Genomic DNA, 19,241 nt, shown 5'->3' with positions numbered 1-19,241 from the left:
GGCCTTCGGTCAGGCTTGTGGCAGTTTTACCTGCACCACGGCCACCGGCTGGTCGAGCCAGTCGGCGAAGCTGTCGAGAAAGGCCTGGGTGAACCCGGCCTCGCCCCAGTTGTTGAAGATGAACCCCAGGTTGGAAAAGGCACATGGCTGCAGGTAAATGAAGCCATTGATGTCATCTTCGAAGCCGCACAGTGGGCAGGTAAAGTTGTCGCTCACTGCCGGCATCCACTCTTCCAGGCTTTCGAACAACGGTTCGCCTACCTCGCGCCGGCACTCCGGGCAACCGGCTTCTTCGAGGAAGCCTTCGGTGGGGGTATAGATGCAGCGCTTGAGCATCACTTCCAGGCCGTTGACCGGTTCGCCGAAGGGCAGTTTTTCCGGGTGCAGGGCCACTTTGCGCGCCCCTGCCGCCAGGGCATGGCCCATGCGGTTACCGGTGCGGCCACAGGTGGTCAGCTGCTCCTCGACGACCTTTTCGCGCACCAGCCAGCGCAGGATGGCGCGGGCACGGGCTTCATGCACCGGGACGGTAGACAGCTTTGGAACGATGATGCTCTGGGTGTTCATGAACGGGACAAGCCTGAGAAACGTCGGTAATGACGCAATTCTACCGCTCAGGCGCTCAGGTAGCGACCAATCAACGCCAGCCCACTGGCCAGCACCAGCCAGGTCACCAGCCGTACGAACGCTTCGCGGGATAACCGGTGGGTCAACCGACGCCCTACCCACAGACCAATGAACATGACAGGCAGCAGGCAGGCGGCGAGCAGCAGCAGGCGTTGGTCGGCATAGACACCGGCGATCAGGAACAGCGACAGACGCACTATCGTACTGCAGCTGATCAGCGCGCTCTGGGTGGCGCGTACCTGTTCCTTCACCTCCAGCCGTGCGCTCAGGTAAAGGGCATAAAGAAACCCGCCGCTGCCGAACAAAGCCCCGAACAACCCGCCTGCCGTGCCCATCGGCACCGCCCAGAAGCCGGACAGGCTGGCTGGCCTCACTTTCACTGCCAGCCCGTAAAGTGCATAGGCAGTCACGAATACCCCCATCAACAGCAGCAACAGGTCGGACTTCAGTTGCAGCAGGAACACCACGCCCAACGTACAACCCAAGGCCATGAAGGGCAGCAGCCGCAGCAATTCACTGCGTACCACATCCCGGCGCGACGGCAGCAGATTGCCGAACGCGGCCACGAAATCCAGCAGCACCAGCAACGGGATGATGCGTGACAACGGCATGAAGTGAATCAGCACCGGCCCCGCCACCAGTGCAGTACCAAAACCGGCGATGCCGAAGACGATGTAGGCCGCGGCAATGGCGAACAGGATCGGCAGCCAGTCAAGGCCGGAAAACGACAGTTGGGCAAGCATGGCAGCAGTTCCTGGGAAGACAGGCAAAGGTTAGCCAGCCATGAGCCATGCCGACTAATATGCCTTTATCCCAAAAGCCATCTCGAAAAGGCATGACATGACGTCAATCCGACAGTTGCGTTACTTCGTGGAGATCGCCGAGTGTGGCAGTTTCAGCAGTGCAGCCGAGCGACTGTACGTTGCCCAGTCGGCCCTTAGCCGGCAGATCAAGGAGCTGGAGCAGCAACTGGGCACGCCGCTGTTCGAACGCACGGCGCGCCTGCCTCGCCTGACGCTTGCCGGTCAGGCCTTTCTTGAACGGGCGCGACGCTTGCTGGCTGACCTGGCACAGGCAGAGCGGGTTACCCGTGACATTGGCCAAGGGTTGCAAGGCAGCTTGCGCCTGAACCATTCCAGCACCGTGCCGCTGACCGGCGGGCTTCTGGCTCGCCTGGGGAACTACCTGAAGCACAACCCAGGGGTTTCGCTGGAGATTGCGCAGCAGTCGTCGGAGGCACAACTGGAAGACATTGCTGCCGGACGGCTGGATATCGGCCTGTTGCGCTTGCCGGTGCTGCGCCAGCATGAAGGCGTGGTGCTGCATGAACTGTTCGACGAACCCTTGTTGCTGGCGGTCGCCGCTGGGCACCCCTTGGCGGGTACTCGGCACGTGCAACTGGAGCAATTGAAGGAAGAACGCTTCATTTCCATCCCGCACCGGGATCGCGGTGGCTTGAGCTACCTGTCGGCCTCGTTGTGCATGGGGGCAGGGTTCTTCCCGCAGGCGGCGCAGGTACTGTCGCGCAAGACTACGCAGTTGCAGCTGATACAGGCGGGGTTTGGGGTGGCGTTGTTGCCGCGGTGCATGTGCGAGATTGCCCCGGCTTCAGTCAGCTTCGTAGCGCTGGAGGGTGATTGCCAGAGCACGGTGGCACTGGCCTGTCGCCGTGATGCGGGGCAACTGGTGCGGCAGTTCGTGGCGACGATGCAGGGCTGAAGGCACCGGTTGCGGTCTTGTGGGAGCGGCCTTGCGTCGCGAAAGGGCTGCGATGCGGCCCCAGGTTTTCAGCTTCGCCGCATGAAGTGCCGGGGCCGCGTTGCGGCCCTTTCGCGACGCAAGGCCGCTCCCACAAGGATGGGGTCAAGGCTGACAGTAGGGGCAAGACAGACAACCGGGGCCGATGTCATTTATGATGCCTGCCATGATCAAAGACCCTTTCGAACGACTCGGGCTGGACCGCGAGGTCCTTACCGTCAGCCAACTCAACGGCCGCGCCCGCGTGCTGCTGGAAGACGTTTTCCGCAGCGTGTGGGTGGAAGGCGAAATCTCCAACCTCGCCCGCCCGGCGTCCGGCCACATGTACTTCACCCTCAAGGACAGCGGCGCCCAGGTGCGTTGCGCGTTGTTCCGGCAGAACGCCACGCGGGTACGCCAGGCGCTGCGAGACGGCCTGGCGGTGCGGGTGCGCGGCAAGGTTTCGCTGTTCGAGGGACGTGGCGACTACCAGCTGATTCTCGACACCGTCGAGCCAGCCGGTGATGGCGCGCTGCGCCTGGCTTTCGAGGCCCTGAAGGATAAGCTCGGTGCCGAGGGACTGTTCAGCACCGAACGAAAGAAGCCACTGCCGGCTCACCCGCAGCGCATCGGCATCATCACCTCGCCCACTGGCGCGGTGATCCGCGACATCATCAGTGTGTTCGGCCGCCGTGCCCCGCAGGTGGAGCTGAACCTGATCCCTACGGCTGTACAGGGCCGCGAAGCCATCGCGCAGATCGTACGCGCCATCCGCCTGGCCGACAGCCTCGGCTTCGATGCGCTGATTCTGGCGCGTGGTGGTGGTTCGCTGGAAGACCTGTGGTGTTTCAACGAGGAAGCCGTGGCGCGTGCCGTGGCCGCCTGCGTCACGCCAATTGTCAGCGCCGTGGGCCATGAAACCGACGTGTCGATCAGCGACTTCGTGGCTGACGTGCGCGCGCCCACCCCGTCGGCTGCCGCCGAGCTGCTGGCCCCTGACAACAGCGGCCTTCGGCAACGCCTGGATGGCCTGCAACGGCGCCTGCTGCTGCGCATGCAGAACCGCCTGACCCACGACCGCCTGCGCCTGGAGTCACTCACCCGCCGCCTGCGTCACCCAGGCGAGCGTTTGCGCCAGCAGGCTCAACGCCTGGACGACCTGGACATGCGCCTGCGTCGCGCGTTCATGCTCAACCTCAACCAGCGCCGCGAACGCCTGGCACGCCTGGACGCCCGCCTGGCCGCGCAGCATCCGGGGCGTAACCTGAAACTGCTGAACCAGCGCCTGGACAGCCTGGCCGAGCGCCTGCCACGGGCCATGCGTGAGGTGCTCAAGGACCGTCGCCAGCGGTTCCGGGCCCAGTTGCAGACACTGCAGGTGGTCAGTCCGCTGGCCACCCTGGCCCGCGGATACAGCATTTTGCTGGATGAACAAGGCCAGGCCATTCGCAGCGCGGAACAGACCCGCAACGGCCAACGCCTGACCGCCCGCCTGAACGAAGGCGAGCTGCTGGTGCGGGTCGAAGACAACCACCTGACCCCGGTCACCCTCTCACTACTGGACTGACACATGCCCCGCGTGCTCGCGCCCCTGCTTGCCCTTTCCCTGCTGCTGCTGGCCGGCGGCGCCCAGGCCAGCTACATCACCCGCACACTGAACAAACCGGTACCTGGCGGGGTGGCAGTCGTCGACCTGGGCCCCGCCGCCAACGCACCCAGCGCCCGTTTCGACGGCAAACCGGTGCTGGTGGTGAAGGAGCAGGACAACTGGCTGGCCATCGTCGGCATCCCGCTGACCCAGAAGCCCGGCACCGCAGTGCTGAACCAGGGCGGGCGCACCCTGCCTTTCAGCGTAGGCAGCAAGAAGTACCCTGAGCAGCGCATCACCCTGAAGAACACGCGCCAGGTCAACCCGAACCCGGCCGACCTCAAGCGCATCGACCGCGAACTGGCCGAGCAGATCAAGGCCTACCGCAGCTTCAGCCCTAACCTGCCGAGCAACCTGGTTCTCGACAAGCCGGTCAACGGCCCGCTGTCGAGCAAGTTCGGCGTGCGCCGCTTCTTCAACGGCGAAGAACGCAACCCGCATGCGGGGCTGGATTTTGCGGTGCCGGCAGGCACGCCGATCAAGACACCCGCCAATGGCAAAGTGATTCTGGTGGGGGACTATTTCTTCAACGGCCGCACGGTGTTCGTCGACCATGGGCAGGGCTTTATCAGCATGTTCTGCCACATGTCGAAAATCGATGTGCAGGTGGGCCAGCAACTGCGTCGTGGCGAGGTGGTCGGGCGCGTGGGCTCGACCGGGCGGGCTACCGGGCCGCACATGCACTGGAACGTCAGCCTGAACGATGCGCGGGTGGACCCGGCGATTTTCATTGGGGCGTTCCAGCCCTGAACGGTGCGCTGCCTGGGCCGGCCCATTCGCGGGTAAACCCGCTCCTACAAGGGGCGGCGTACCTGTAGGCGCGGGGTTACCCACGAATGGGCCAGCACCGCTGGCATTTCTTCCATTGTGTTGCGCCATCGAAAAATACCGCGCAAAAGCAACGAAGCACTCAGCCCAATCAAGCCATAAAATCTCGCCTAATTACTTTTTTTAAGCATTCCTCTCAATTTTTCCCGAACGCTTGCCATCCCCCACCCCACTGGTTAAGTTTGAAGGCATGAAAACCTTCAGCACCCTCATCCTGCTCCGACAACATCGCAGCCTCTGCCTGGTCAGCGCCCGACTACCAGGCTGAATCGCGTCGCCTCGCCTCTTCATATCGTTATCGCTCGGCAGGCCCGATCTCGGCCGCACACAAAAGGATTGCTTCCATGACCATGCTCAAAGACCCTTCGAAGAAATACCGCGCTTTCCCGACCATCGACCTGCCTGACCGTACCTGGCCGTCGAAGACCATCACCCAGGCACCTATCTGGTGCAGTTCCGACCTGCGTGACGGCAACCAGTCGCTGATAGAGCCGATGGACTCGGAGAAGAAACTGCGCTTCTGGAAGACCTTGGTGCAGGTTGGCGTGAAGGAGATCGAAGCCTCGTTCCCGTCTGCCTCGCAAACCGATTTCGACTTCGTGCGCACCCTGATCCAGGACGGCCACATCCCGGATGACACCACCATCCAGGTGCTCACCCAGGCACGTGAAGACCTGATTGCCCGCACCTTCGAATCGCTGCGCGGTGCGAAGAAGGCCATCGTCCACCTGTACAACGCCACCAGCCCGTCGTTCCGCCGCATCGTCTTCAATCAGGACAAGCAAGGCGTGAAGGACATCGCGGTGAACGCGGCCAAGCTGTTCGTCAAGTACGCCGCCCAGCAGCCGGAAACCCAGTGGACCTTCCAGTACTCGCCAGAAACCTTCAGCGCCACTGAAATGGAGTTCGCCAAGGAAGTCTGCGACGCGGTCATCGAGGTGTGGAACCCGACCCCTGAACACAAGATCATCCTCAACCTGCCGGCCACCGTGGAAGTGTCCACGCCAAATATCTACGCCGACCAGATCGAGTGGTTCTGCCGCAACGTCAGCCGCCGCGACAGCGTGATCATCAGCCTGCACTGCCACAACGACCGCGGCACCGGCATCGCTGCCACCGAACTGGGCCTCATGGCCGGCGCCGACCGTGCCGAAGGCTGCCTGTTCGGCAACGGCGAGCGTACCGGTAACGTCGACCTGGTGACCTTGGCACTGAACCTCTACACCCAGGGCATCGACCCGTTGCTGGACTTCTCCGACATCGACGGTGTGCGCAAGGTGGTCGAAGAGTGCAACCAGTTGCCGGTGCACCCACGTCACCCGTATGTGGGCGACCTGGTCCATACCGCGTTCTCCGGCTCGCACCAGGACGCCATCCGCAAGGGGTTCGCCAAGCAGCAGGATGGGGAACTGTGGGAGGTGCCTTACCTGCCGATCGACCCGGCCGACATCGGCCGCAGCTACGAAGCGGTAATCCGCGTCAACAGCCAGTCGGGCAAAGGCGGTATCACCTACCTGCTCGAGCAGGAATATGGCATCAGCCTGCCGCGTCGCATGCAGATCGAATTCAGCCAGGTGGTGCAGGGTGAGACTGACCGCCTGGGCCTGGAAATGACCGCCCAGCAGATCTACAGCCTGCTGCACAAGGAATACCTCCAGGCCAACGCGCCATACGCACTGGTCAGCCATCGCCTGCAGGAAGAAAACGGCCACAGCGCCGTGGAAGTGGAAGTTGCCGGTGAAGGCGAAACCACCCTGCACTGGCGCGGCAAGGGCAACGGCGCCCTGGAAGCACTGGTGGCCGGCCTGCCGATTGCCGTGGAGATCATGGACTACAACGAGCACGCCATTGGCGCTGGCACCAATGCCAAGGCCGCGGCCTACATTGAACTGCGTGTAGCCGGTGGCCGTCCGGTGCATGGCGTGGGTATCGATGAGAACATCACCACGGCCAGCTTCAAGGCCCTGTTCAGCGCGCTGAACCGCTCGCTGAGCCAGCAGGAAGCCAAGGCGGCCTGAAGCCTGGAATGAGGGATGAGAAAGCCCGCATCGTTTGATGCGGGCTTTTTTGTTGGCCTGCACTGGCCCTTTCGCGGGTAAACCCGCTCCTACAACGGCCTGTGTCCAATCACCAATGTGTGTCTACCACCGATCAGGTGTAGGAGCGGGTTTACCCGCGAATACGGACCCCCGGTGTGCGTCCACCGCAGATCGGTGCGGTAGGAGCGGGTTTACCCGCGAAAGGGCCAGCACAACCACTGCAAATACCCCAGGCAAAAAAAGGGGCGCCGACCAAGCGCCCCACAAGCCGTAAAGCACACAACAGTTTTCAGTTGGCGTCCAGCAGTGCCATCGCCTCGGCACTGCACGCTTCGATCCGCGCCCAGTCACCGTTCTTGATCCAGCTGCTGTCGAGCATCCAGGTTCCCCCCACGCACATCACGTTTGGCAGTGCCATGTAGTTGCGCACGTTGGCCGGGTTTACACCACCGGTAGGACAAAAACGAATATCGCCGAACGGGCCACCAAAGGCCTTGATCGCCGCTACGCCGCCGCTGATTTCCGCCGGGAACAACTTGAACCGGCGGTAGCCCAGGGCATAGCCCATCATGATTTCGGACGGCGTGCTGATGCCCGGCAACAGCGGGATTTCACTGTCCACGCCAGCCTCGAGAATGTCCTGGGTAATGCCTGGGGTAACGACGAACTGCGCGCCCGCAGCTTCAACCGCCGCGAACATGCTGCGGTCGAGCACGGTACCGGCGCCGACACACAGCTCCGGGCGCTGCTCACGCAGCACTTGAATGGCCTTGAGGCCATGCTGTGAGCGCAGGGTCACTTCCAGGGTACGGATACCGCCAGCGGCCAGGGCGTCAGCCAGCGGCAGGATGTCTTCCTCACGAGCAATGGTGATTACCGGCAGGATGCGCGCCTTTTTGCAAATGGCGTCGATCCGCGCGGCTTTATCAGCCATCGAGAGCTTGGGCTGTGGGCGTTCAAGGGTGGTCATGACTGTGGATCCTTGGCTCATGGGCACCAGTAGATGTCCAGGGGGTCGTGAAGAAAAGCGCGAATCGGCATTTCAGTAAGGTCATTGCCCGCCAGCGCGGCGCGCAGGGTAGCGAGTTTGCCCTGGCCTTGCACAGACAGCGCGATGAAGGCCGCGCTGGCCAGCAGCGAACGGGTCATCGACAGGCGCTGGTGCGGCACGCTCGGCGCCAGCAATGGCAGGCAGCGGCGTGGGCCGGCCGGGTCCAGGCCTGCTTCCAGGTTGGGACTGGCGGGGAACAGCGAGGCGGTATGGCCATCGTCGCCCATACCCAGCACCAGCACGTCGATCGGCGGTAGCTCGGCCAAGGCCTGGTCAGATTTGAGCGCAGCTGCATCAAGGTTCTCCGCCTGCTGGTACAGGCCAACGAAGCGGGCCTTGGCCGCTGCGCCCTTCAACAGGTGGCGGGCCAGCAGGCCGGCATTGCTGTCAGCGTGCTCCACTGGCACCCAGCGCTCATCAGCCAGGCTGACGATGACCTTGGCCCAGTCCAGCTGCTCGCTGGCCAGCTTCTCCAGGAACGGCACCGGGCTGCGGCCGCCAGACAACACCACACAGGCCTGCCCCTTGGCGGCAATCGCGGCGCGCAGGCGCTCAGCCACATCATGAGCCAAGGACACGGACAGTGCCTTGGCATCCGCCAGTTCATGAGCCTTCACGGCCGCTGGCAGTTTCAATTCAGATATCCCCATACCACGCCCTCCCATCGCGTGTGATCAGTGCAATCGAGCTCATCGGCCCCCAGGAGCCCGCCGCGTATGGCTTGGGCGCATCGCCCGCATTACGCCAGCCGGCGATCAACTGGTCGCACCACTTCCAGGCATACTCGATTTCGTCCTTGCGCACGAACAGGTTCTGGTTGCCGCGCATCACTTCGAGCAACAGCCGCTCGTAGGCATCCGGAATTCGTGCACTGCGCCAGGCATCGGAAAAATTCAGCTGCAATGGGCCACTGCGCAGTTGCATGCCCTTGTCCAGGCCCTGCTCCTTGGTCATCACCCGTAAAGAAATGCCTTCGTCCGGTTGCAGGCGGATGATCAGCTTGTTACCGATCTGCAAACGCTGTTCCGGGGCGAAGATGTAGTGCGGCGTTTCCTTGAAGTGAATGACGATCTGCGACAGTTTTTGCGGCATGCGCTTGCCGGTTCGCAGGTAGAACGGCACGCCCGACCAGCGCCAGTTGCGGATGTCGGCGCGCAGGGCGACGAAGGTTTCGGTGTCGCTCTGGGCGTTGGCGTTGTCTTCTTCCAGGTAACCAGGTACCGGCTTGCCTTCGCTGTAGCCGGCAATGTACTGGCCGCGCACCACACTGGTGCTCAAACCGTCACCAGTGATCGGTGCCAGGGCCTTGAGCACTTTCACCTTCTCGTCGCGGATGGCATCGGCGGACAGTTCGCTGGGCGGGTCCATGGCGATCAGGCACAGCAACTGCAGCAGGTGGTTCTGGATCATGTCGCGCAGTTGGCCGGCCTTGTCGAAATAACCCCAACGGCCCTCGATACCGACCTTTTCCGCGACGGTAATCTCCACATGGGAGATGGAGTTCTGGTTCCACTGGGTTTCGAACAGGCTATTGGCGAAGCGCAGGGCAATCAGGTTCTGCACCGTCTCTTTGCCCAGGTAGTGGTCAATGCGGTAAACCCGGCTTTCAGGGAAAAACCGCGCAACGGCATCGTTGACCCGGCGCGACGACTCCAGGTCGTGGCCAATCGGTTTCTCGAGCACTACCCGGGTGCGCGCAGCCAGCCCGACCTTGTCGAGGTTTTCGCAGATGGCCCCATACACCGCCGCCGCCGTGGCGAAGTAGGCAATCAGCGGCAGCTCGCCCGGCAGTTGCTCGGCCAGGGCCTGATAGCCCTCGGGCTGAAGGAAGTCCAGATGCTGGTAATTCAGGCGGGCGAGGAAGCGACCCAGCGCGGCAGGCTCGATATCTGCATCGGGCACGTGCCGACGCAGGTGGGCTTCGATGCTGTCCAGGTGCTCCTGCGCACTGCCGACCTCACGGGCGAGGGCCAGCAGGCGAGTGTCCGGGTGCAACAGGTTGGCCCGGTCGAGCTGGTAGAGCGCAGGAAACAGCTTGCGCAATGCCAGGTCGCCGAGGGCGCCAAACAGGGCAAAGGTGCAAGGTTCGACACTGATTGCAGCCATGATGTTGGTTCTTTCCTAAAGTTGGTCTAGGAATACCGCTTTCACACACGGTTTTCAAGGGATAATGTAGTAAAAACCACAACATTACACACAAGTGTTACAGACAAGTGGTGCGCCAACCGCACCGACAGTACGATAGACGACCGTGCAAAAAGCCTGCTGCTCCCACAGCCGGCTGTCTTCCCGACCCAAGGACACACCCATGGACCGCGTGCGAAACCTCCTGGAACAGATCCAGGGCCGCCTCGACGAGCTGAACAAGGCCGAACGCAAAGTCGCCGAAGTCATCCTGCTCAACCCGCAACAAGCCACCCGTTTCAGCATCGCTGCGCTGGCCCAGGCGGCCAAGGTCAGCGAACCGACCGTCAACCGCTTCTGCCGCTCGTTCGGCGTCAGCGGCTACCCCGAGCTCAAGCTGCAACTGGCGCAGAGCCTGGCCAGTGGTGCTGCGTATGTCAGCCGCGCAGTGGAGGCCGACGATGACCCGGCCGCCTATACCCAGAAGATCTTCGCCAGCGCCATCGCCTCGCTTGACAGCGCCTGCCAGCAACTGGACCCGCAACAGGTCAGCCGCGCTGTGGACATGATGATCCAGGCCCGGCAGATCCACTTCTTCGGCCTCGGTGCCTCGGCCCCGGTGGCCCTGGATGCGCAGCACAAGTTCTTCCGCTTCAACCTGGCCGTGTCGGCCCACGCCGATGTGCTGATGCAGCGCATGCTGGCCTCGGTCGCCCACACCGGCGACCTGTTCGTGATCATTTCCTACACCGGGCGCACCCGCGAACTGGTCGAAGTGGCGCGCCTGGCACGTGAAAACGGCGCTTCGGTGCTGGGCCTGACCGCCGCGGGCTCGCCACTGGCCAATGCCTGCAGCCTGAGCCTGCACATCCCGCTGCCGGAAGATACCGACATCTACATGCCAATGACCTCGCGGATCATCCAGCTGACCGTCCTCGATGTACTGGCCACCGGCATGACCCTGCGCCGCGGCGTGGACTTCCAGCCGCACCTGCGCAAGATCAAGGAAAGCCTCAACGCCAGCCGCTACCCGATCGAGGACGACGAACTCAACTGAGCCGGTGCGCCTGCAAACGCAGGTGCGCACGCTGCCCAGGCGCCAGGCTCAGGCCTTCACCACTGCCGCTGGTCGCCTCGACGCAGACAAAACGCTGCGACTCGCGGCCAGTCACCCCCATCAGCGGGCGATTGCCAGGGTGCCAGACCACGGTGTCGTCGCTGTCACCGGTATCGATGCACAGCTCGCGCTGCCAGGCCGGGTCCTGCAATTGCACCCGTGGCGTGCCGGGGTAGACCTTCTGGCAGCCGCCCTTGAGCTTCAGCGCGCCATCTTCACGGCAAGCCTGGCGGTTGAGGCGGTCGTAGCCCTCAATATCTTCCAACCCAGACAGCGCTATCTCGGACACGTCGCTGATGCGCCAGTACGCCAGCAGCGCATGGCTCAACTGGCAGGGTTCGCTGTCCTGATGCTCGGTGCTCAGGCTCAGTTCCATGCGGCTACCCAGCCGGGCGTGCAGGTCGACCTGCCAGTCGCACAGGTCCAGCCGCCATTTCAGGGTCACGCCCTCCTCGTCCTCACGGCTGTCCACCAGCTTCCAGTCCAGCAGCCGCGCCCAACCGTGGGCCGGCCACAGGTCTTCGCTGGGATGACGGCCATACCAGGGCCAGCACACCGGCACACCACCCCGGATCGCCCCAACCTGCGGCCACTGTTCGGCGCACCACAGCCACGGCCGTTCACCCGCTGGTTGAAAGTGCAACAACTGCGCGCCCTGGCGGCTGAACACCGCCTGGCAACGGGGGTGATCGATGATCAGGACATCGCGCTGCTGATAACGCTCCCACTCGAATGTCGGCCGGGGCCGCTGCGAGGAAAAGAAGCGATGGAGCGGATGTTCGGGCATGGTTCAGAGCTCTTGTTGTTTGAGATAGCGCTGTCTCGGCCTATCCCCAACACCCACTGCAGGCCAGTGGGTGCCGGGAACCGAAAATGGATTGGCGTAAATTTACAACAAGTTGCCTTAGAATGACGACTGAATCTTCAAGCCAGCGACCAGCGCGTTATCCACCTCGTCCACCCCGCCAGGGCTCTTGATGTACTGCAGGTTGGGCCTCACGGTCAGCCAGTTGGTGACGTGGAAGCCGTAGTAGAGCTCTGCGTTGTATTCGGTACGCTGCAGCGGTACGAAACCAGGGTTGTCGTAATCGTTGATGCCGCTCTGTGCGTTGAGCAGTTCGGCGCGCTTCTTCACGTCGTCATTCACATGAATTCGCGCCACGCCGAAGCCGATATCATCCTTGGGCCGAGCGTCGAAAGCGCCTTTGTAGACCAGCCCCACCTGCTGGTAGTTGTCGACCACGTTGGTGGCCTTGTCGTGCACGGTGAAGTTGGCGAACAGGCTAAGGCCACGGTTGACGTCGCCGCCATGGGCAGTGACCTGCTGCTGCGCCACCACCCACCATCCGTGCTTGCTGGAATGCGACTTGAAGGCTTCACCGGTCAGCGCCTGCGGGTTGCCGTTGACGTCGTCGTACACATCGTCAGCCTTGGCCGTGCTGTAGTAGTAACCCAGGCGGTACTCGCCCGGCAGACCATTGACCTTGGGCGACCACACCGCTTCCACCGGCAGGATCGCACCCTTGGTACCGCTACCGCTCAGCTTGAAGCCGTTGCCGGTTTCCAGGTTGGAGGGGTTCTGCTCGAAGGCCCCGACCTGCACGAAGAACGCCGGGGTGATGTTGTACTTCACCCGCAGCGCCCACTGGCTGACCGGCCAGTTGTACCAGATACCGCCCACCCAGTTGCCCACCTGCGAGCCGCAGAAGGCCAGGTTCTGGAAGTCGCAAGGGAAGCTGTTGAAGTCCTCCCCCTCGCCAAAACGGCCAAATTTCACGTCAAGCGCGCCGTCAAAGTACTTCTGCTTGATCCACATCTGGGTCAGGCGCCAGGTCTGGCCACGGCCCCACACCTCCTGCACCGAGCTGAACTGCCCGGCGCGCGGGTCGCTGATGCGGTCGTTGGACAGGTTGCGACCGCTTCGCTCGGTGATCGCCAGCTTGAACTCGGCATCATGCCAGCCCAGTATCTTCTGCAAGTCCAGATGCGCGCCGAGGGCGAACTGGTCGCTGTAGCGTGCGGTCTTGTCGTCGTTGTAGCCGCCATGCAGGTTGCCAGCCACCTCACCCACATAATCGAGGGTGAAGTCATAGCCCTTGTCCAGCAGCTCGGTCCGGGTGCCGCCCCAGTCGCCGGTCATCCATTTGGATTCGCTGGAAAAAGCCTCGGCAGCCTGTGTACCGCTGCTGCCTACAAGTGCAAGCAGGGCCAGCGATCCCAGTGTCTTGATGCGTTTGCGCTGTTCCATCCCTTTGCGTCCTCTTTTTCTTATTGATGGTGTAGACGATTCAACGGCCTTTGAAGTGAGCCACGTTGTCCTTTGCGGTTGCGCCAGTGCCGGCCAGGTGCAGGCGCTCGCCATTGGCAGCGTCGAACAGCAGCACCCGGGCTGGGTCGAATTGCAGGTTGAGGGTGTCACCCACCCGGCACGCCACATCTGGCGCCAGGCGGCAGCACACCTTGGTCTGGTTGAGCGTGACGAACACCAGTAGGTCCGGCCCGGTGGGCTCTGTGACCTGCACCTCGGCGCGGATAGCCGGCAAACCATTGCCGTCAGCAGCGCCCAGGGCAATCTGCTCAGGGCGGATGCCGAGGATGATCTCGCGCCCCTCCAGCGCGTCAGCAGCCAGCCCCAAAGGCAGCTCGCAGCGCGCCTGGCCGCTGTCGAGCAACGCCAGCAAGCGGCCATCCTGCCTGGCCAGACGCACCGGAATGAAGTTCATTGGCGGCGAACCGATAAAGCTGGCCACGAACTGGTTGGCCGGGTCGTTGTAGATCTGCTGCGGGGTGCCGAACTGCTGGATGATGCCGTCCTTCATCACCGCCACCTTGTCGCCCAGGGTCATGGCCTCGATCTGGTCATGGGTGACGTACACCGTGGTGGTCTTCAGGCGCTGGTGCATCAACTTCATTTCGGTGCGCATTTCGACCCGCAGCTTGGCATCGAGGTTGGACAGGGGTTCATCGAACAGGTAAATCTTGGGTCGCCGCGCCAGTGCCCGGCCCATGGCCACGCGCTGCTGCTGGCCGCCGGACAGCTGCGCCGGCTTGCGCGCCAGCAAGTGTTCGATCTGCAGCAACTTGGCCACCCGCGCCACTTCCTCATCGATGGCGGCCTGGGGCAGCTTGCGGATCTTCAGGCCGAATTCGATGTTCTCGCGCACGCTCATGGTGGGGTACAGCGCATAGGACTGGAACACCATGGCGATATCGCGGTCCTTGGGGCTCATGCCACTGACGTCCTGCTCGTCAATGAGGATGGCGCCGCCGGTGATCTGCTCCAGGCCGGCGATACAGTTCATCAGGGTCGACTTGCCGCAGCCCGACGGGCCCACCAGGATCAGGAACTCGCCATCCTTGATCGACAGCTGGATGTCCTTGAGGGTATCCGGCAGGCCGCTGCCGTAGGTCTTGTTCACATTGCGAAGTTCGAGCGTTGCCATGGCTTACCCCTTGACCGCGCCGGCCGTCAGCCCGCGCACGAAATATTTGCCTGCCACCACGTAGACCAGCAGGGTTGGCAGGCCAGCGATCATCGCTGCCGCCATATCGACGTTGTATTCCTTGGCCCCGGTGCTGGTATTGACCAGATTGTTCAGGGCTACGGTAATCGGTTGCGAGTCGCCGCTGGAGAACACCACGCCGAACAGGAAGTCGTTCCAAATCTGGGTGAACTGCCAGATCAGGCAGACCATGATGATCGGCGTGGACATCGGCAGGATGATGCGGCGGAAGATGGTGAAGAACCCGGCGCCGTCCAACCGTGCGGCCTTGACCAATGCGTCGGGGATGCTCACGTAGAAGTTGCGGAAGAACAGCGTGGTGAAGGCCAGGCCGTAGACCACATGCACCAGCACCAGGCCACCGGTGGTGCTGGCCAGGCCAAGCTTGCCGAGGGTGAACGAGGCCGGCAGCAGCACAGTCTGGAACGGCAGGAAACAGCCGAACAGCAGCAGGCCGAAGAACAGTTGCGAACCTCGGAAGCGCCACATCGACAGCACATAGCCGTTCAGTGCACCAATCGCGGTGGAGATCAGCACCGCGGGCACGGTGATCATGATCGAGTTCCAGAAGTAACCGCTGACCGCTCCCCAGGCCTTGACCCAGCCTATGCCGGTAATCACTGCAGGCCAGCTCAGCAGGTTGCCGGTGCTGATGTCTTCGGGGGTCTTGAAGCTGGTCAGCAGCATCACCACCAGCGGCACCAGATACAGCAGCACAGCGATCAGCAACACGGCATGGATGGCCATGCGGCTGAGGCTGAGCACCGGCTTGTCGACAGGACTATGCATGGCGTTTGCTCCGCAGCTCCGAGTACAGGTAAGGCACGAGGATCGCCAGGATTGCCCCGAGCATCAGGATGGCGCTGGCCGAGCCCATGCCCATCTGGCCGCGGCTGAAGGTGAACGAGTACATGAACATTGCCGGCAGGTCGGAGGAGTAACCCGGGCCGCCGGCCGTCATTGCCGCCACCAGGTCGAAGCTCTTGATGGCAATGTGCGAGAGGATCATCAGCGCGCTGAAGAACACCGGGCGCAGGCTGGGCAGCACCACGGTCCAGTAGATACGCGGCAGGCTGGCACCATCCATCTGCGCAGCGCGGATGATCGACGGGTCAACGCCACGCAAGCCGGCAAGGAACATTGCCATGATGAAGCCCGAAGCCTGCCACACGGCCGCGATCACCAGGCAATACACCACCCGGTCGGGATCGATCAGCCAGTCCAGGCGAAAACCCTCCCAGCCCCAGTCGCGCAGCAGCTTGTCCAGGCCCATGCCGGGGTTGAGCAGCCACTTCCAGGCCGTGCCGGTGACGATCATCGACAGTGCCATGGGGTACAGGTAGATAGTGCGGATGAAGCCCTCGCGACGGATGCGCTGGTCGAGCAACACTGCCAGCAACACACCGATGGCCAGGCTGATGGCAATGAACAGGCCGCCGAACAGAAGCAGGTTCTTGCTCGCCACCCACCAGCGGTCGTTGTCGAACAGACGGGCGTATTGCGCAAGGCCCGCCCACTTGTAGGTAGGCAGAAAGGTCGAGGTGGTGAAGGACAGCACGAAGGTCCAGAGGATGTAGCCGTAGAAGCCCACCAGGACGATGAACATGCTGGGTGCCAGCACCAGCTTGGGCAGCCAGCGCTGAAGCGCGTCCAGGGGTGAGGCCCGCAGTTGGGCGGTGGTCGTAGTCATGTCTTGGATCCCGAGGTAGTGGCGGTGCTACGCACCGCTTCGCGGGCAAGCCCGCTCCCACAGGTCCGGCGTCATGACCAGGAACAGTGGTGAGCAGGGCCCATCTGGGAGCGGGCGTGCCCGCGAACAGCCGTTACTGGGCAGCCTTGATCGCCGCCGCCAGCTTCTTCGCCGCATCGGCCGGGTCGGCCTTGGGGTCGTTGATGTAGTTGGTCACCACATCGAAGAACGCGCCCTGCACGGCCAGCGTGGTGGCCATGTTGTGCGCCATGCTCGGTTGCAGGCCGCCGGTCTTAGCATCGGCAAGGAAGTCCTTGGCGGAGGTTTGAGCACAGGCATCGAAACCATACTTGCCCATGTCGGCGAGCATGTCGTTGCGTACCGGGATCGAACCCTTGTTGATGCTGAAGACCTTCTGGAAATCCTCACCCAGCACCTTGCGGGCAATGTCCTGCTGGCCAGCAGAGGTGCCAGCGTTGTTCTGCTTGAACACCACCAGCGAATCGATGTTGTACAGGAACGCCTTGTCGGTACCGGGGAACGGCACGCACTGGTAATCCTTGCCGGCGGTTTTCTTCGCCAGGGTCCATTCGCTCTTGGCCCAGTCGCCCATGATCTGCATGCCGGCCTTGCCGTTGATGACCTTGGCGGCTTCCAGGTTCCAGTCCTGGCCCTTGCCGTCCGGGTCCATGTAGGTGGCGACTTTCTTCAGCTCGGTCAGCGCCTTGACCATCTGCGGCCCGGTCAGCGTTGCGCTGTCGAGGTCGACCAAGGCCTTCTTGTAGCCATCGGCGCCCATCACCGCCAGCACCACGCTTTCGAACACGGTGCTGTCCTGCCACGGCTGGCCACCATGAGCCAGCGGGATGAAGCCGGCCGCCTTGAGCTTGTCGGCGGCGGCGTAGAATTCGTCGAGGGTGGTAGGCGCCTTGTCGATGCCGGCTTTTTTGAACACCTCGGGGTTGATCCACAACCAGTTGATGCGGTGGATGTTCACCGGTACGGCAACGTAGTCACCGTCGTACTTCACGGTGTCGGCCACTTTCTTGTCGAGCAGCGAGTCCCACTTTTCGGCCTTGGCCACATCCTTGAGCACATCGGCGTCGAGCAAGCCGGTGGCCGCCCAGTCCTGGATGTCGGGGCCTTTGATCTGCGCGACACCGGGCGGGTTGCCTGCGACGGCGCGGCTTTTCAGCACGGTCATGGCCGTGGCACCACCACCACCGGCAACAGCGCCGTCCTTCCAGGTGAAGCCGTCTTTCTCGACCTGCGCCTTGAGCACATCGACCGCCGCCTTTTCACCGCCAGAGGTCCACCAGTGCACGACCTCGACACTGCCTTTGGATTCGGCAGCCGAAGCCCCCAAAGGAAGTAAAGAAGCCAGAGAGATTGCGGCAGCGAGACGGAGCGTGGAATTCATCGGAGCACCTTTCTTGTTGTTATGCCGTGCAAGTCGATCGCTTGCGTAGCATGAAGTCTAAACAGCGTGCCCGCCTCGTCAGGTAACGAAGCGATGCGTGAATGTCATCATCTGGTTACATAGCTGGAGCTGGCCAGGTTGCTGGCCAGGCTGGGTGCCAGCGGCAAGCCTGGCAGCAGCAGCGCCTGGTAGGCGTGGTAGAGGTCGGGCTTGCCCGGCCAGAGGGTCCCCGCTGGCCGGTTGCGGGCATCGAGTTCGTGGTGCCAGCTGCCAGCGACAGGGTCGATGAAATGGTTGGCGATAAAGCCCCAGCAGTTGCGGTACCACTGCTCGTACTGGGCTTCGCCGGTGCGCTGCAACAAGGCTGCTGCGGCGGCACAAGCTTCGGCGTGCACCCAGTGCAGGCGTGCATGCACCACCGGGCGATTGGCCCAGTCCAGGGTGTAGACGAAACCTGCAGCGCCATCGACGTTCCAGGCATGCTGGCAGGCGGCATCGAACAATCTGCAGGCACTGTCTGGAAGCCACTGCGGGGCGAGCAGCCCGGCCCGTTGCAGGCTGGCCTCCAGGTGCAACAGTAGCCGTGCCCACTCCATGGCATGCCCGGGCGTAGTGCCATAGGGCCGGAAGTGGTCGGCGGGGTGCTCGCGGTTGTAATCCGGCAGCGGCTGCCAATGGGCGTCAAAATGTTCGATGACCCGATAACCGTTGGCGGCGGCATGGGTATGGATAATGCGCTCAGCAATGCGCAAGGCGCGTTGCAGCCAAAGGCTGTTGCCGGTGGCATCGGCCAGGGCCAGGAATGCCTCGGTCGCGTGCATGTTGCTGTTGGCGCCACGGTATGGCTCAGGCAGTTGCCATGCGCGAGAGAAGGTCTCTCGAAGGGCACCCTTGGCTTCGCTCCAGAAGTGCGTTTCGATCACCTCGGTTGCATCGGCCAGCAACAGCTGGGCATCGGCTGCACCGGCCACCACTGCAGAGCTGGCGGCAAGGGCGACGAAGGCATGCAGGTAGGCGGACTTGCCGCTGTCTTCCTGGCCGCCGGGGTGGGCGAACCAGCCACCGTAGCTGGCGTCCTGCATGGCCCCACGCAGGGCAGCCACACCGTGTTCGGCATAGGCCAGGCTGCCGGGAATGCCCTGCAGATGGGCCAGGGCGAAGCAGTGGGTCATTCGCGCAGTATTCATGGTTTCGGCGCAGGCGCCGGGCGTGAGCTGGCCTTTGGCATCCAGGTTGCCGAAGCCGTCGGGCAGTTTCGCAGCTTTGGCGAATGCCAGCAGGCGCTGTGCTTCGGCCAGGCGCCAGGCGGTATGGGCCGGGGCGTTGAGCCAGCTGGTGGGCGGCAGGTTGAGGGTGTTCATGGGCCAGCTTGATCCTTGCCAGGCTTTTGCGAATTCTAGCCAGCGGGCGTGCGCGGGATGTCACGAAGGAAAACGGAATTGTCACCGGGCGGTGAC

At 62.9% G+C, this 19,241-nt stretch carries 17 protein-coding genes; 5 read left to right on the top strand and 12 right to left on the bottom strand.

Annotated features, from left to right (window positions below; genetic code table 11):
* Positions 1-9: 9 nt before the first annotated feature.
* Positions 10-567, bottom strand: a complete 558-nt coding sequence (locus REH59_RS05290) for a hypothetical protein (RefSeq protein WP_003255027.1) — start codon at positions 565-567, stop codon at positions 10-12.
* A 47-nt stretch (positions 568-614) separates the two neighbouring features.
* Positions 615-1,370, bottom strand: coding sequence for a sulfite exporter TauE/SafE family protein (locus REH59_RS05285; protein ID WP_012051361.1), 756 nt, complete (start codon positions 1,368-1,370; stop codon positions 615-617).
* A gap of 97 nt (positions 1,371-1,467) precedes the next feature.
* Between REH59_RS05285 and REH59_RS05280 the strand changes: the two genes are divergently transcribed.
* The 4 genes from REH59_RS05280 (at position 1,468) to leuA (ending at position 6,858) form a co-directional block, all read left to right on the top strand.
* Positions 1,468-2,346 carry a LysR family transcriptional regulator gene (locus tag REH59_RS05280; RefSeq protein ID WP_003255031.1) on the top strand — a complete coding sequence of 293 codons (879 nt, stop codon included), beginning with the start codon at positions 1,468-1,470 and terminating at the stop codon, positions 2,344-2,346.
* 205 nt (positions 2,347-2,551) lie between these two features.
* On the top strand, positions 2,552-3,931 hold the full coding sequence (gene xseA / locus REH59_RS05275) for an exodeoxyribonuclease VII large subunit (protein WP_128573915.1): 1,380 nt from the start codon (positions 2,552-2,554) through the stop codon (positions 3,929-3,931).
* Between the two features lie 3 nt (positions 3,932-3,934).
* Complete coding sequence (locus REH59_RS05270) at positions 3,935-4,762, top strand: M23 family metallopeptidase (RefSeq protein ID WP_003255034.1); 828 nt, start codon at positions 3,935-3,937, stop codon at positions 4,760-4,762.
* Between the two features lie 422 nt (positions 4,763-5,184).
* Complete coding sequence (gene leuA, locus REH59_RS05265; protein WP_003255035.1) at positions 5,185-6,858, top strand: 2-isopropylmalate synthase; 1,674 nt, start codon at positions 5,185-5,187, stop codon at positions 6,856-6,858.
* A 310-nt stretch (positions 6,859-7,168) separates the two neighbouring features.
* Here leuA and REH59_RS05260 read toward each other — a convergent pair whose 3' ends face one another.
* The 3 genes from REH59_RS05260 to zwf are packed head-to-tail and all read right to left on the bottom strand — an operon-like array spanning position 7,169 to position 10,036.
* Positions 7,169-7,849, bottom strand: coding sequence for a bifunctional 4-hydroxy-2-oxoglutarate aldolase/2-dehydro-3-deoxy-phosphogluconate aldolase (locus tag REH59_RS05260; protein ID WP_003255037.1), 681 nt, complete (start codon positions 7,847-7,849; stop codon positions 7,169-7,171).
* 17 nt (positions 7,850-7,866) lie between these two features.
* Positions 7,867-8,580: a 6-phosphogluconolactonase gene (gene pgl / locus REH59_RS05255; protein ID WP_121782923.1), complete on the bottom strand. Its 714-nt coding sequence runs from the start codon at positions 8,578-8,580 to the stop codon at positions 7,867-7,869.
* On the bottom strand, positions 8,567-10,036 hold the full coding sequence (zwf, locus tag REH59_RS05250; RefSeq protein ID WP_014860127.1) for a glucose-6-phosphate dehydrogenase: 1,470 nt from the start codon (positions 10,034-10,036) through the stop codon (positions 8,567-8,569). The genes pgl and zwf overlap by 14 nt, the downstream gene beginning before the upstream one ends.
* Positions 10,037-10,247: 211 nt before the next feature.
* Between zwf and hexR the strand changes: the two genes are divergently transcribed.
* Entirely contained in the window at positions 10,248-11,111 is an 864-nt protein-coding gene (hexR, locus tag REH59_RS05245) for a DNA-binding transcriptional regulator HexR (RefSeq protein WP_169774905.1), read from the top strand.
* On the opposite strand, the gene REH59_RS05240 is transcribed toward hexR, so the two are convergent.
* From REH59_RS05240 to REH59_RS05210, 7 genes are all read right to left on the bottom strand, one after another.
* Entirely contained in the window at positions 11,104-11,958 is an 855-nt protein-coding gene (locus tag REH59_RS05240) for a D-hexose-6-phosphate mutarotase (protein WP_003255044.1), read from the bottom strand. The genes hexR and REH59_RS05240 overlap by 8 nt on opposite strands.
* Before the next feature lie 117 nt (positions 11,959-12,075).
* Positions 12,076-13,419 (bottom strand): carbohydrate porin, encoded by a 1,344-nt coding sequence (locus REH59_RS05235; RefSeq protein WP_004575641.1) that lies wholly within the window; start codon positions 13,417-13,419, stop codon positions 12,076-12,078.
* A gap of 40 nt (positions 13,420-13,459) precedes the next feature.
* Positions 13,460-14,614 (bottom strand): ABC transporter ATP-binding protein, encoded by a 1,155-nt coding sequence (locus tag REH59_RS05230; RefSeq protein WP_014860126.1) that lies wholly within the window; start codon positions 14,612-14,614, stop codon positions 13,460-13,462.
* Between the two features lie 3 nt (positions 14,615-14,617).
* Positions 14,618-15,463 (bottom strand): carbohydrate ABC transporter permease, encoded by an 846-nt coding sequence (locus REH59_RS05225; protein ID WP_003255048.1) that lies wholly within the window; start codon positions 15,461-15,463, stop codon positions 14,618-14,620.
* Complete coding sequence (locus tag REH59_RS05220; protein WP_003255050.1) at positions 15,456-16,364, bottom strand: carbohydrate ABC transporter permease; 909 nt, start codon at positions 16,362-16,364, stop codon at positions 15,456-15,458. Before REH59_RS05220 ends, REH59_RS05225 begins: the two co-directional genes overlap by 8 nt.
* 133 nt (positions 16,365-16,497) lie before the next feature.
* Positions 16,498-17,784, bottom strand: a complete 1,287-nt coding sequence (locus tag REH59_RS05215) for an ABC transporter substrate-binding protein (RefSeq protein WP_014860125.1) — start codon at positions 17,782-17,784, stop codon at positions 16,498-16,500.
* A gap of 107 nt (positions 17,785-17,891) precedes the next feature.
* Positions 17,892-19,145, bottom strand: coding sequence for an AGE family epimerase/isomerase (locus tag REH59_RS05210; protein WP_014860124.1), 1,254 nt, complete (start codon positions 19,143-19,145; stop codon positions 17,892-17,894).
* Positions 19,146-19,241: the final 96 nt, after the last annotated feature.

The organism is Pseudomonas sp. BO3-4 (assembly GCF_034044115.1).
Taxonomy (GTDB): domain Bacteria; phylum Pseudomonadota; class Gammaproteobacteria; order Pseudomonadales; family Pseudomonadaceae; genus Aquipseudomonas; species Aquipseudomonas alloputida.
Note: the sequence above shows the minus strand (reverse complement) of the source record. Positions and strands in the feature narration are given on the sequence as shown.